Annotated in this window: 14 protein-coding genes; 10 read left to right on the forward strand and 4 right to left on the reverse strand. The window is 72.3% G+C overall.

What is annotated here, in order from left to right; all coding sequences use genetic code 11:
- The first annotated feature begins 133 nt into the window (after positions 1-133).
- Entirely contained in the window at positions 134-1,477 is a 1,344-nt protein-coding gene (locus ACFQ7C_RS03685; RefSeq protein ID WP_378898049.1) for an FAD-binding oxidoreductase, read from the forward strand.
- 93 nt (positions 1,478-1,570) lie between these two features.
- Here the strand turns inward: ACFQ7C_RS03685 and gndA are convergent, their stop codons facing one another.
- Entirely contained in the window at positions 1,571-3,058 is a 1,488-nt protein-coding gene (gene gndA, locus ACFQ7C_RS03690) for an NADP-dependent phosphogluconate dehydrogenase (RefSeq protein ID WP_378898277.1), read from the reverse strand.
- A gap of 277 nt (positions 3,059-3,335) precedes the next feature.
- Positions 3,336-4,259 (reverse strand): NAD(P)-dependent oxidoreductase, encoded by a 924-nt coding sequence (locus tag ACFQ7C_RS03695; RefSeq protein WP_378898051.1) that lies wholly within the window; start codon positions 4,257-4,259, stop codon positions 3,336-3,338.
- Between the two features lie 115 nt (positions 4,260-4,374).
- Between ACFQ7C_RS03695 and ACFQ7C_RS03700 the strand changes: the two genes are divergently transcribed.
- The 7 genes from ACFQ7C_RS03700 (at position 4,375) to ACFQ7C_RS03730 (ending at position 11,059) form a co-directional block, all read left to right on the forward strand.
- A complete protein-coding gene (locus ACFQ7C_RS03700; protein ID WP_378898053.1) occupies positions 4,375-5,493 on the forward strand; it encodes a D-2-hydroxyacid dehydrogenase in 1,119 nt (372 codons plus the stop codon).
- Between the two features lie 35 nt (positions 5,494-5,528).
- Positions 5,529-6,323: an IclR family transcriptional regulator gene (locus ACFQ7C_RS03705; protein ID WP_378898055.1), complete on the forward strand. Its 795-nt coding sequence runs from the start codon at positions 5,529-5,531 to the stop codon at positions 6,321-6,323.
- A 107-nt stretch (positions 6,324-6,430) separates the two neighbouring features.
- Complete coding sequence (locus ACFQ7C_RS03710; RefSeq protein WP_378898057.1) at positions 6,431-7,846, forward strand: MFS transporter; 1,416 nt, start codon at positions 6,431-6,433, stop codon at positions 7,844-7,846.
- Positions 7,843-8,655, forward strand: a complete 813-nt coding sequence (locus tag ACFQ7C_RS03715) for an SDR family oxidoreductase (protein ID WP_378898059.1) — start codon at positions 7,843-7,845, stop codon at positions 8,653-8,655. The genes ACFQ7C_RS03710 and ACFQ7C_RS03715 overlap by 4 nt, the downstream gene beginning before the upstream one ends.
- Entirely contained in the window at positions 8,655-9,401 is a 747-nt protein-coding gene (locus ACFQ7C_RS03720; protein WP_378898061.1) for a fumarylacetoacetate hydrolase family protein, read from the forward strand. Before ACFQ7C_RS03715 ends, ACFQ7C_RS03720 begins: the two co-directional genes overlap by 1 nt.
- Before the next feature lie 49 nt (positions 9,402-9,450).
- Positions 9,451-10,545, forward strand: a complete 1,095-nt coding sequence (locus ACFQ7C_RS03725; protein ID WP_378898063.1) for an alcohol dehydrogenase catalytic domain-containing protein — start codon at positions 9,451-9,453, stop codon at positions 10,543-10,545.
- 31 nt (positions 10,546-10,576) lie between these two features.
- Positions 10,577-11,059 carry a gluconokinase gene (locus tag ACFQ7C_RS03730; protein ID WP_378898278.1) on the forward strand — a complete coding sequence of 161 codons (483 nt, stop codon included), beginning with the start codon at positions 10,577-10,579 and terminating at the stop codon, positions 11,057-11,059.
- Here the strand turns inward: ACFQ7C_RS03730 and ACFQ7C_RS03735 are convergent.
- Entirely contained in the window at positions 11,044-11,289 is a 246-nt protein-coding gene (locus tag ACFQ7C_RS03735; RefSeq protein WP_378898065.1) for a hypothetical protein, read from the reverse strand. The two genes, ACFQ7C_RS03730 and ACFQ7C_RS03735, sit on opposite strands and share 16 nt — an antisense overlap.
- Positions 11,290-11,449: 160 nt before the next feature.
- Between ACFQ7C_RS03735 and ACFQ7C_RS03740 the strand changes: the two genes are divergently transcribed.
- Both ACFQ7C_RS03740 and pth read left to right on the forward strand, forming a co-directional pair.
- Positions 11,450-12,094, forward strand: coding sequence for a 50S ribosomal protein L25/general stress protein Ctc (locus tag ACFQ7C_RS03740; protein WP_378898067.1), 645 nt, complete (start codon positions 11,450-11,452; stop codon positions 12,092-12,094).
- A 117-nt stretch (positions 12,095-12,211) separates the two neighbouring features.
- On the forward strand, positions 12,212-12,796 hold the full coding sequence (pth, locus tag ACFQ7C_RS03745; RefSeq protein ID WP_378898069.1) for an aminoacyl-tRNA hydrolase: 585 nt from the start codon (positions 12,212-12,214) through the stop codon (positions 12,794-12,796).
- Between the two features lie 67 nt (positions 12,797-12,863).
- On the opposite strand, the gene ACFQ7C_RS03750 is transcribed toward pth, so the two are convergent.
- Complete coding sequence (locus ACFQ7C_RS03750) at positions 12,864-13,502, reverse strand: hypothetical protein (RefSeq protein WP_378898071.1); 639 nt, start codon at positions 13,500-13,502, stop codon at positions 12,864-12,866.
- Positions 13,503-13,552: the final 50 nt, after the last annotated feature.

Raw genomic sequence — 13,552 nt, forward strand, 5'->3', positions numbered from 1 at the left:
ACGCCCGACCGGCGACGCCCCGCGGCGGGCGGGCGGCTCGCCGTCGGCGCGCGGGCGTCTCGCCGTCGGCGCGGGGGCTCGCTGACTGCGAACACCCTGGTCGATGTCGGCGATGCCCCCTAGCGTGGCCGTCATGAGCAACGACGACCTCAGCGCCGGCTCCGTCGGCACCGTCATCCGTCCGGGCGATTCCGAATGGGAATCCGCCCGTCGCTTCCACTCCGGCATCGGCTCGCCTGCTGCCGTCATCCGCGCCGCCTCCGTCGACGACGTGCGCGGCGCCCTCCGCTACGCGTCGGCCGAGCGGCTCGACATCATGATCCGCGGCGGCGGTCACAGCGCATGGGGCGGGGTGCCGGGCGGCCTCACCCTCGACATCTCCGCTCTCGACGAGATCGAGGTCGAGGGCACCCGCGTCCGTGTCGGCGGGGGAGCGCAGTGGGGCTCCGTCGCGCACGTGCTCGCAGAGCGCGGGCTGGGCATCAGCTCGGGCGACACCGCGTCGGTCGGGGTGGGCGGACTCACCCTCGGCGGCGGCATCGGCTGGATGGTGCGGGCGTGGGGCCTCGCGTCCGACCAGCTCGTGGGCGCGCAGCTCGTCACGGCGCGCGGCGACGTGGTGGAGGCGACGGATGCCTCGCACCCCGAGCTGCTGTGGGCGCTCCGCGGCGGCGGGGGCAACTTCGGCGTCGTCACCCGGTTCGACTTCGAGGCCCATCCGCTCGACGGCGTGGTGCACGCGGTGTACGGGATCGAGGGCGACGCCCGCCCGGTCATCCGCGTGCTGCGCGACCTGATGACAGGCGCCCCGCGCGACCTCACCCTCACCTACATGGACGTGCCTGCCATGGATCCGAGCGCGCCGGCGGGCGCGTCGATCACCGCGGTGTGGATCGGCACCGACGAAGAGGCGGCGCGTCGCGTGCTGGCGCCGTTGGCGGGCGCGCCGGGCGTCACCGAGCGCGAGTTCGGAGTGCAGGACTACCCCGACGTGCTGCTCGAGGCGCCCGAGTTCGATCCCGAGCAGCCCATGCCGGGGTTCGTCGGCGGCAACACGCTGCTGCCCGTGCTCGACGACGACGCGATCGACCGCTTGGTCTCGTTCCGCGAGCAGCATCCGGCATCCGTCGCCTTCCTGCGCTCGCTCGGCGGAGCATACGGCGACGTCACGCAGGACGACTCGGCGTTCCCGGCGCGCGACGCGACGTGGTTCGCGATGGCTGGCGCCTTCGACGTGCCGGGCATGCTCGACGAGGCGGCCCGCGCGAAGGTGGTCGCCGAGTGGGACGCCATCGAGGCGAAGGGCTCGGGCGTGTACGGCAACTTCACCGTCTCGACCGAGGCGTCGTTCGCCGAGCGCATGTACCCGCCCGCGACCATGGCGCGTCTCGCCGCCGTCAAGCGCGAGTGGGACCCGGGCAACGTCTTCTGCCGCAATCACAACGTGAAGCCCGGACCGAACGGCCAGGGCGGCTGAGGCTGGGCCGCCGCCCGCGAATGCACGCCGGCTGAGACGCCGAGGGCGGATCCCCGCGATGGGGATCCGCCCTCGGACCGTCTGCGCGATGCGTCAGTGGGTGTCTTCGGCTTCGATCTCGGTGCGGTCGCCGGACCACAGGGTGTGGAAGGTGCCGTCCTTGTCGATGCGCTTGTAGGTGTGGGCGCCGAAGAAGTCGCGCTGGCCCTGGATGAGGGCGGCGGGCAGTCGCTCGGCGCGCAGGCCGTCGTAGTACGACAGCGACGACGAGAACGCGGGGGCGGGGATGCCGGCGCCGGCGGCCGCCGACACGATGCGGCGCCACGCGCCCTGCGCGCGGCCGAGGGCCTCGACGAAGTACGGTGCGGTGAGCAGCACGGGCAGTTCGGGCTGGGCGTTGTAGGCGTCGGCGATGCGGTTGAGGAACTGGGCGCGGATGATGCAGCCGGCGCGCCAGATCTTCGACACGGCGCCGAGGTCGATGGTCCAGTCGTACTCGGCGGCGCCGGCGCGGATCTCGTCGAAGCCCTGCGAGTACGCGACGATCTTCGACGCGTACAGCGCGAGTCGCACGTCCTCGATGAACGCGTCGGCGTCGTCGACCTTCAGGCCCTCGGCGGGTCCGGGCAGGTCGCGGGAGACCTCGCGCTGCTCCGGGTGCGAGGACAGCGAGCGGGCGAAGGTAGCCTCGGCGATGCCGGAGACGGGGACGCCGAGCGACAGTGCGGTCTGCACGGTCCAGGCGCCGGTGCCCTTCGCGCCGGCCTGATCGAGGATGACGTCCACGAGCGGCTGGCCGGTGGCGGCGTCGGTCTGGCGGAGCACCTCGGCGGTGATCTCGATGAGGTAGGACTCGAGCTCGCCGCGGTTCCACTCGGCGAACACGTCGGCGATCTCGGCGGGGGTCTTGCCGGTGCCGCGGCGGATCAGGTCGTAGGCCTCGGCGATGAGCTGCATGTCGGCGTACTCGATGCCGTTGTGCACCATCTTCACGAAGTGGCCGGCGCCGTCGTGGCCGACGTGCGTGACGCACGGCTCGCCCTCGGCGACCGCGGCGATGGACTTCAGGATCGGGCCGAGGGTCACCCACGACTCGTCCGAGCCGCCCGGCATGATCGAGGGGCCGTTGAGGGCGCCCTCCTCGCCACCGGAGATGCCGGCGCCGACGAAGTTGATGCCGGTCTCGCGGACCGCCTTCTCGCGGCGGATGGTGTCGGTGAACAGCGCGTTGCCGCCGTCGACGATGATGTCGCCGGGCTCGAACACCTCGACCAGCGAGTCGATGACCGCGTCGGTGGGGCGGCCGGCCTTGACCATGATGATCGCGGCGCGGGGCTTCTGCAGCGACGCGGCGAACTCCTCGTACGAGAACGCGGGCACGAACTCGGCCTCGGGGTGCGCCTCGGTCAGCTCGTCGGTCTTGGACCGGGACCGGTTGTACACCGCGACGGTGTTGCCCTTACGAGAGGCGAGGTTGCGGGCCAGGTTCGATCCCATCACCGCAAGGCCCACCACACCGATGTTCGCCGTCGCGACCGCGACACCCTCCGGGCCCTCGGGCTCCGGAGTCGGCCGGGGCACGTCCTCGGGCGCGGGCGCCGCCTCGTGCGCCTTCGTCGCCTCGTCAGGCGCCTGGTCCTGATCCGTCGAGATGTCGGTCTGACTCGGGTTGCCGGTCGCTGAAGGATTGTGGGAAGACACACGCACTCCTGGGGTTAAAGTCGTCGTTTCAGCCTAAAGTCTGGCGCGTCCGTGTTACACGGCATGGCCGAGTGCTCACGCAGCGCGGGTGCCGGATGTGAGCAGGTACCGGGCGTTGTTGCTCGCGGCTGACGGAACGAGCCTAGCCCGGTGCCGCCTAGGGTGCGTCGGAGCCGCGCGCGGCCACGAACCTGCGGGTGACCGCGATGTCGCGATCTCCGAGCCCGGCGGCGACGATCTCGTCGAACGCCGATCTGACCACGGGAAGCACGACGGCGTTGGTGCCGGTCGCCTCGGCGACCGCGGTCGCGAACCTCAGGTCCTTGACCATGTACTTCGCCAGGCCACTCGGCTCGTCATCACCTGTGATCAGCTTCTCCTTGCGGCTCGCGAGGAGGTTCGAGCCCGCGTAGCCGCCTCCGAGGAGGTCCCACAGCGCGCGCGGATCGATCCCCGATCGCTCTGCCAGCACCGTGGCCTCGCCGAGCGCGAGGATCGTCGCTGCGACCACGAGTTGGTTGCACGCCTTGGCGACCTCTCCAGCGCCGAGAGGCCCGAGAACAACCGGCCGGCCGCATGGCGCGAGCAGCTTCGCCGCGCGCGCGGTGTCGTCCGGGTCGCCGCCGAGCATGATCGACAAGGTGCCGGCCGTCGCGCCGTCGACGCCACCGGAGACCGGGCAGTCCACGACCCGCACGCGGCCGCCGGTCTCGGCGCGCAGGCGTCCGGCGAGTTCGCGCACCGCGGTGGCCGACGAGGTGGAGCCGATCATGACAAGGAGGTCGGTCGCCCCCGCCAGGAGTCCATCCGGTCCGTCCAGCATCGCCTCGAGCTCGGGGAGATCAGGGAGCATGACGAGTACGGCGCCGGCGCGCTCCGCGAGAGCGCGGGGAGTGTCCGTCCATTCCGCGCCGGCGGCTTGGAGCTCGGAGGAGCGCCGTCGCCCGTGGAACACCACCCGGCGGCCGGCGGCGATCAGTCGACGCGCCATCGGCGCGCCCATGGCGCCCAGCCCGATGCAGCCGATGGTGGTGGTGGCAGGGACTGCGGTCTCGTCATCGAGGTCGTCGCTGATGCTCATGGGTTGAGTGTAGCGAGTGTTCAGCCAGGCGAACACTGTTCAATGAGTTGAACATGTGAGACAATCGAGTCGGCGCTGCAGCCACGTGCCCGCAGGCCCGACGAAGGGAATCCGGATGACCGAATCGCTCGCCCCCGCTCGCCCTGCCGCAGCCGACGCGCGCCCCGCCGTGAACGGGGCCCGTCCCGTCGCCGACTTCCGTGTCGTGGTCGCCGTGCCGCTCCGCGAGGAGCTGTGCCGTCTCATCGAGACCCTCGAGCCGCGCGTGGAGGTCGTGCGCGACCACTCGCTCCTGCGGCCGATGCGTGGTCCGGCGGACTGGTCGGGCGACCCCGAGCATGTGCGCACGCCCGAGGAGCAGGCCGCATTCGAGGCGCTGGTGGACTCCGCGGACGCGCTGTTCGGCATCCCCGACGTCGATCCCGCCGCCCTGGCCCGCACGGCCGCGGCCAACCCGCGCCTCCGCTGGGTGATGACGACGGCCGCCGGCGGCGGAAGCCAGATCAAGGCGGCCGGCCTCGACCGCGATGTGCTCGATCGCGTCCTCTTCACCACGAGTGCGGGCGTCCACGGCGGCACGCTCGCGGAGTTCGCGGTCTTCGGCGTGCTCGCGGGCGCCAAGGACCTGCCGCGCCTGCGGGCCGACCAGCGTGAGCGCGCGTGGCCCGAGCGCTGGGAGATGCGCCAGATCGACGAGATGACGGTGCTCGTCGTCGGGCTCGGTGGGATCGGCGCCGAGTGCGCTCGCCGCTTCAGCGCCCTCGGCGCGCAGGTGTGGGGTACGACGAGGTCGGGCGAGCCCGTCGACGGCGTCGACCAGCTCGTGCCGCTCGACGAGCTGGAGTCGGCCGTCGCGGAGGTCGACGCCATCGTGGTGACCCTGCCCGGCACCGAGCAGACGCATCACCTCGTCGGCGAGCGGGTGCTCTCGGCCGTCAAGCCCGGCGCCATCCTCGCCAGCGTGGGCCGTGGCACCGTGGTCGACGAGGCGGCGCTCCTGACAGCCCTCGACGACGGTCGCGTGGCGTTCGCGGCACTCGACGTCTTCGAGGTCGAGCCGCTTCCCGCGGCCTCGCCGCTGTGGCGCCACCCCCGTGTGCTGGTGAGCCCGCACACCGCCGCGCTCAGCAGCAAGGAGGAGGAGCGCATCGCACGGCGTTTCGCCGCGGACGCGACACGGTTCCTCGACGGTCGCGCGCTCCACGCGGTGGTCGATACGGTCGAGTTCTACTGACAGTGGGAGGCCGGCCTCCCCGAGGAAGGGAAGCCATGTCCGACGACCAGGAGGACCGCACCGGCCGGGATCCCGCGCCCGCGGTGACGCGCAGCATCCGTCTGCTCGATCTGCTCGCCCAGCGCGCCCCGCTCACTCTGACCGAGCTCGCGAGCGGGCTGGGGCTCGCCAAGTCGTCGACGGCGAACCTGTGCCTGGCGCTCGAGGGGGCCGACATGGTCGAGCGCGTCGCCGAAGGCTACCGGCTGGGCCGCCGCACGGCCGAGCTCGGGGGCGCGTACGCCGCCCAGTTCCAGCAGGTGCGAGAGTTCTACACGGTGTGCGACGCCTCTCCGGTGCTGCGCCACGAGCTGGTGCAGGTGGCGATGCTCGACGGGCCCGACGCGCTGTACCTCGCGCGGCACGAGGGCAGTGCGCGCGTGCGGCTCGGGACCCCGCTCGGCTCGCGGCTTCCAGCGGCGCTGTCGGCGACGGGCCGTGCTCTGCTGATGGCGTTCGACGACGCGCGCGTGAGCGAGCTGCTGGCCGACCGGGTGCCGTTCCCGAAGCTCACGGACAACTCCCCGACCGACATGGCGTCGCTGCTGGAGCGGCTGGCCGAGTCACGGCAGCGAGGCTGGGCGCTCGACGCCGAGGAGTCGTATCCGGGCATCGTCGGCGTGGCCGTGCCGCTGGAGCCGTGGGCGCCGGGCGACCCGCAGCTCGCGCTCGGGGTGGGGATGGCGGCCGCCGCGACCGACACGGCGCGCATCGAACGCGTCGCGGCGGCACTGGCGGATGCCGCCGCGCGACTGACGAACCCGTTCAGCGCGGCGGCGCGAAGGGCGTAGTGCCGGGGACAGACTCGCGCGGAAACAAACAGTTCAACATATTGAACTGCGTACAACGGGTTGATACGATGGGTGCGCCATAAGGTAAGCCGATCGAAGGAGATGGCATGAGCACCCCGACCACCGTTCAGGCCGAGGCCGCTTCCGAAGACCCGGAGTACGCCGCGAATCTGCGGCGCGCGACACTCGCCTCGAGTGTCGGCAGCGCACTCGAGTACTTCGACTTCGCGCTCTACGGCCTGTCGACCGCACTGATCTTCAACGTGCTGTTCTTCCCGCAGGACGACCCGGCGATGGCGACCGTCGCAGCCTTCGCCACCTACGGCGTGGGGTTCCTCGCTCGTCCGTTCGGCGGCCTGTTCTTCGGAACCCTGGGCGACCGGCTCGGCCGCAAATGGGTGCTCGTCATCACGATCCTGCTCATGGGCGGGGCGTCCACGGCGATCGGCCTGCTGCCGACGTACGCGGCGATCGGCATCTGGGCTCCGATCCTCCTCGTGACGATGCGCCTCCTGCAGGGCTTCGGTGCGGGGGCCGAGCAGGCGGGTGCGACGGTCCTCATGGCCGAGTACGCTCCGGTGCGTCGCCGCGGATTCTTCTCGGCACTGCCGTTCATCGGCATCCAGGCGGGAACGCTGCTGGCCGCGGTCGTGTTCAGCTTGATCACGCTCCTCCCCGAAGACGCCCTGCTGTCGTGGGGATGGCGGGTCCCGTTCCTGGCTTCGTTCGTGCTGATCCTCGTCGCGATGTTCATCCGCATGCGCCTTCGCGAGACCCCCACGTTCATCGAGCTCGAGAAGCACGAGCAGATCGCCGAGCACCCCATCCGCGAGATCTTCACACGGGGCCTTCCGGGCGTCATCGTCGGCATCGGCCTGCGCATGGCCGAGAACGGCGGCTCGTACATGTTCAACACCCTCGCCCTCGCGTTCTTCGTCTCGATCGTCGGCCAGGAGGCCGACCGCAGCCTGCTGACGTGGGGCGTGACGATCGGCTCGCTGATCGGCATCTTCTCCGTTCCGCTGACCGGCGCGCTGTCCGATCGGTTCGGCCGGCGCACCGTGTACCGCTTCGGCGCCGTGTTCATGCTGCTCTACGCGTTCCCCGCCTGGTGGCTGCTGTCGCTCGGCAACTACGTCATCTCCATCGCCGTCATCGGCGTGGGCATCGGCATCGCGGTGAACTCGATGCTCGGACCGCAGTGCGCCATGCTCCCCGAGCTCTTCGGCAACCGACACCGCTACCTCGGGGTCGCGATGGCCCGCGAGCTCTCGGCGGTGCTCGCCGGCGGCCTGGCCGGTGTGCTCGGCGCGTACCTGATCGCCGTGACCGGGGGCAACTGGCTCGTACTGGCGCTGTACATGGCGACGCTCGCGGTGATCACGACGGCCTCGACGTTCCTCGTGCCCGAGACGCTGCGCCGCGACCTCACCCGGCTCGACGACGCCGTCAAGGTCTCGCGCGACGAGGTCGGCGACGACGTCAGCGCGACGACCGTCACCATCCGGACCGTCGAGTGGTGACGGGCGCCACCCTGGGCGGGGCCGGTGCGGTGCGCCGCACCGGCACCGCCGCATTCGACCTCACCGGGCTGACGGCGCTCGTCACCGGTTCGAGCCAGGGCATCGGGCGAGCGCTCGCCGAAGGGCTCGCCCACGCCGGCGCCACGGTGATCGTGCACGGCAGAGATGCGGCGAAGGCCGCACGTGCGGCGCAGGAGGTGGCCGAGGCATCCGGCCGCGAGGCCTTCACCGCGTTGTTCGACGTGACCGACCCGGCCGCGGTGGACGCCGGCATCGCCGCGATCGAGGCGGAGCACGGGGTGCTCGACATCCTCGTCAACAACGCGGGGATCCAGCGCCGCGCGCCCATCACGGAGTTCACCGACGACGACTGGGCCGACCTCGTGCGCACGAACCTGTCGAGCGCGTTCTACCTCTCTCGACGCGTCGCGCGCGGCATGGTGTCGCGCGGCTCCGGCAAGATCGTGCAGATCGGCAGCGTGCAGTCGCAGCTGGCGCGCCCGGGCATCGCCCCGTACTCGGCGACGAAGGGCGCGATCGTGATGCTCACCAAGGGCCTCTGCGCCGACCTCGCACCGCACGGCGTCCAGGCGAATGCGATCGCGCCCGGCTACTTCGCCACCGAGCTGACCGCGCCGCTGGTGGCCGACGAGCAGTTCTCCGCGTGGGTGCGCGGCCGTACGCCCGCCGGACGCTGGGGCGACACGGCCGACCTCGTGGGCGCGCTCGTGTTCCTCGCGAGCCCCGCGAGCGACTTCGTCAACGGGCAGACGCTGTACGTCGACGGCGGCATGACGGCGGTGGTGTGATGCGCATCGGACGCGCCCTCGACGGCGACACCCCCGTCTGGGTGCGAGACCCCGGCACCGGCGATCCTGGCGTCGGCTGGATCGCGATCGAGGACCCGTACGCCGCTCTCGCCGACGGCCGCGAGCCGGCGGACCTCGGCACCCGGGTGCAGGGAGAACTCGTGCCGCCCAGCGCGCCCCTCGTCGTGGTGGGAATCGCCCAGAACGGACCCGCGCACCCGTCGCCCGTGCAGGCGTGGCTGAAGTCGCCGCGGGGCGTCGTGGGCAGCGGCGTCCCCGTGACGCTGCGCCGCGACGCCGGCACGACGGTGGCGGAGGGCGAGATCGCGGTCGTGATCGGCCGCGGCACCACGGGCCTCACCGCAGCGACCGCGCACGAGTACGTTCTCGGCGTGACGGCTGTCGACGACCTGTCGAGCCCCGACCGCGTCGGCGTCGACCCGCGCAACTTCGAGTCCAAGGCCGGCGAGGGCTACACACCTCTCGGCCCGTGGATCGACACCGACGCCGACATCGACACCGTCGCCCTCACGCTGCGGATCGACGGCCTCACGGTCGCCGAGACGGATGCTGCCGCCCTCCCGGTCCCCATTCGCGACTGCCTCGCCTACCTGGCCTCGTGGGCGCCGCTCGGCCCGGGCGACGTCGTGATGACCGGTGCGCCGTTCACCAACGTGCCCATCGCCCCCGGCGCGGTCGTCGAGGTGCAGGTCGGCGACGTCATCCTCGTCACTCCCACGCGGTGACCGTGCACGGCACGAAGTCGACCGCGCACGACCCGGCAGAAGGAACCCCATGACCAACCTCGCAATCGTCGCCCACGGCGCCGGAGACCTGCGCATCGCCGCCCTCGGCGAACCCGTCCCCGCCGCCGACGAGGCTGTCGTCGAGGTCGCGTACGGGGGAGTGTGCGGGTCCGACCTGCACTACTGGCGCCACGGCGCCGCCGGACTCTCGGTGCTGCGCGAGCCGATGGTCCTCGGGCACGAGGCCTCGGGCACGGTGACCGCCGCGGCGGCCGACGGCACGGGTCCCGCTGTCGGCACCCGTGTCGCGGTGCACCCGCTGACCCCGCTCGCCGACGGCGACACGCCCTGGCCGCACGACCGGCCGAACCTCGCGCCGGGCTCCACGTATCTCGGGTCCGCGATGCGCCTGCCGCACACCCAGGGCGCGTTCGCGGAGCGGGTGGCGCTACCCGCGCGCATGCTCCACGCGATCCCCGACGCACTGTCGCTCGAACGCGCCGCCCTGGCCGAGCCGGCGGCCGTCGCGTGGCACGGGCTCGAGCGCGCCGGCGACGTGCGCGGCGCGCACGTCGCGGTGATCGGCTCGGGGCCGATCGGACTGCTCGTGGCGGCGGTCGCGCGTCATCACGGCGCCGCCGAGGTGGTCGCGACCGACCTCGCGCAGCTTCCGCGCGACCTCGCAGCCTCGCTCGGCGCCCGCGCGGTCGACGCGGCCGACACCGCCGAGATCGCCTCGCTCCATGCCGACGTGGTCGTCGAGTCCAGCGGGACCGTTCCGGGGCTCGCGGCCGCGATCTCGGCCGCGCGGCGGGGCGGCACCGTCGTCCTGCTGGGGCTGCAGCGCAGCGGCGACGTCGCGGCTCCGCTCGCGACGGCGATCACCCGGGAGCTGACGCTCGTCGGGTCCTTCCGCTTCGGCGACGAGTTCGATGCCGTGATCGCCGCGCTCGGCGACGGGTCACTCGAGGTCGACGGGATCGTCACGCATGTTCTGCCCGCCGCCGGCGCCCTCGACGCCTTCGCGATCGCGGCCGATCCTGCCGCCTCTTCGAAGGTGCTGCTCTCGTTCGGCGGGCACGAGGAGGCGGGAGCCGCACAGGCCGCACGCGCCCAGGCCACCGCCGGAGATGCACTAGCGTGATCCCGTGTTGACGCCTTCCCGGATCGTGGTGATGGGCCCGAGCGGCTCCGGAAAGTCGGCCGTCGGCGCCGCCACAGCCGTGCGGCTGGGCCTGCCCTTCGTCGACGCCGACGACCTGCACCCGCCGGCGAACGTCGCGAAGATGGCGGCGGGCACGCCGCTCGACGACGGCGACCGGATGCCGTGGCTCGATGTCGTCGCGGCGACGTTGACGGATGCGCCGGAGGGCGCGGTGATCGCCTGTTCCGCGCTCGCGCGCCGGTACCGCGACCGCATCCTCCGGGGAGCGCCGGACGCTGTGTTCGTGGAGCTGCGGGTGCCGCAGAGCGAGCTCGCGCGACGCATGGACGCTCGCGAGCACTTCATGCCGTCGTCGCTGCTGGACTCGCAGCTGCGCACCCTCGAGCACCTCGAGCCCGACGAGCCGGGGGTGATCGTCGAGGGGGACCCGCCGCTCGTCGAGGTGGTCGATGCGGCGGTGGCGGCGCTGCAGCGGGGTCAGTCCTTGCGGTAGCCCTGGCGGCCGAGGCTCCAGAACGCGAGGACCGTGCCGAGGGCGCCGACCGCGGCCATCGCGCCGATGAGCCAGAGAAGAGCGTGGCTCCAGAAGCCGTAGTCCATGGGGTCCTCCGTGGGAAGCGCGAAGCAGGGGCGTTCCTCATCGTAGCGGGGGCGCTGGTAGACTCTTGTCCGAACTTCGGCGAGGGATGCCTCGCGCCCGCCGATCGCGGCGGGCTGCGGCATCCGTGATCGACGCGGTGATGCCGGCCTCACGGGCTTTCCTCACGCGTGCGCGTTCGAGTCGAAGACATCCCCAATACCCGGGCCCGCCATCGTGCAGGCCGATTCGGAACGGCCCCGCGCCGCCTCAGAAAAGGGCCATCGCGCCCGCAAGGAGAACGTCATGTCGAACGAGCCCGACACCAAGGTCCACGCCGAGTTCCGCGAGAGCTTCGGCAAGGGCTTCGCCCGCCGCCTCCGCGCCGCCGGCAAGATCCCCGCCGTCATCTACGGTCACGGCACCGACCCCGTGCACGTCGCCCTCCCGGGCCACCAGGTCTCGCTGCTGGTCCGCCGCGCCAACGCGGTGCTCGAGCTCGACCTGGACGGCAAGGAGCAGCTGACGCTCGTCAAGGACGTCCAGAAGGACCCGGTGCACCAGATCATCGAGCACATCGACCTCCTCGTCGTGAAGAAGGGCGAGAAGATCCAGGTCGACGTCCCCGTGGTGGTCCTGGGCGAGCCCGTCGCCGGCACCATCGTCAACCTCGACGCCCAGACGGTGACGCTCGAGGTCGAGGCGACCCACATCCCCGAGCACATCGAGGTCGACGTCGAGGGTCTCGAAGAGGGCACCCACGTCACCGCCGCCGAGCTGAAGCTCCCGAAGGGCGCCACCCTGGCTGCCGAGCCCGAGCTGCTCGTCGTCGCCATCGCGATCCCGGCTGCCGCGATCGCCGCCGAGGAGGAGATCGCCGAGGCCGACGCCGAGGTCGCCGCCGAGCAGTCGGAGGCGTCGGAGGAGGCCGCGGAGGCCGCCGCCGAGTAATCCGACGAGCGATCGGAACGCTTTCCGGTGAGGGGGTGCGGCTGCCGCACCCCCTCACCGCGTTTCCAGGAGGGCCTGCGCCGTCGATGCGTCGGGGCCTCGGGCAGGATGGATGACATGGCAGAAACGTGGCTGATCGTGGGACTGGGCAACCCCGGTCCCCGCTACGAACTCACCCGGCACAACGTCGGGCAGCTCGTCGTCGACGAGCTCGCGGGTCGCCGCAGCGAGTCGTTCAAGACGCACAAGGCCAACGCGCGCGTGGTCGAGACGTGGCTGCGCCCCGGCGGACCGAAGCTCATCCTCGCGAAGCCGAACACCTTCATGAACGTCTCGGGCGGGCCGGTCGCGGGCCTCGCGAAGTTCTACGGCATCGACGCCGACCACGTCGTGGTCGTGCACGACGAGCTCGACATCCCCTTCGACACCATCAAGCTGAAGATCGGCGGTGGCCATGGCGGCCACAACGGCGTGCGCGACGTCGCGAAGGCCCTCGACACCGCGGAGTTCCCGCGCGTGCGCGTCGGCATCGGCCGCCCGCCAGGACGCCAGGACGCCGCAGACTGGGTGCTCGACCCCTTCGGCGCGACCGAGCGCAAGAACCTGCCCATCCTCGTCGGCGACGCCGCTGACGCTGTGGAGCAGCTCGTCGCCGAGGGCCTGCTCGCCACGCAGCAGAAGCACCACGCCCCCCGCGCCTGAGGGGATCGGGCGTTCTCGCACGAGGCGCGCACGGGAGACGGATGCTGCCGTCTGGCGCTGCGGCGGATCAGCCGCCGATCCCGGTTCCTGCGGCGAGACCCGCGGTGAGGAAGCCCTGCACGACGGCGCCGAAGGCGATGGGGCCGAGCGCGGCCACGACGACGGCGGCGATGCCGGCGCCGCGCCCGCGGCCGGTCACGATCGCGACGATGCCCTGCACGAGCGCCCACACGCCGAGCGCGGTGCCCGCCCAGAACGAGACCTCGCCCAGGAGCACCCAGTCGCGCACCGGCGCGAGGACGCCCCAGTCGAACTCGCCGGTGAACGGCCGCGACGTGATCTCACGACCGGCGCCCAGCCCGACGTTGAAGCCGGCGATCGCGGCGACGAGGCTCGCACCGACGGTCGCGACGAGGGCGAGCGCGAGGGCGGTGAACCCCAGCGCGGCGCCGCGCTTCGCGGGCGCCGGCGAGCCGTACCCGGCGCCCGGCGCGGCCGCCGCCACCGCCGGATAGCCCGCGGGCGGCGCGTACCCCGGCGGGGGCGCATACGCGCCGGCCGGGGGAGCGGACCACCCCTGTGGAATCCCCGCCGGATGCCCCGGTACGGGAGCTTCGCTCGTCGGCGTCCCGAACGGCGCCGTCGAGGGCGGTGCCCAGACCGCGGGCTGAGCGGGTGGGTCGTGGGGCGCGTCGGGCTGGCTCACAGCCTCATCCTAGGAGCCGCCTGCCCGCCGCCCGTCCGGATCGGTTCGCC

The organism is Microbacterium sp. NPDC056569, assembly GCF_042793475.1.
GTDB lineage: Bacteria > Actinomycetota > Actinomycetes > Actinomycetales > Microbacteriaceae > Microbacterium.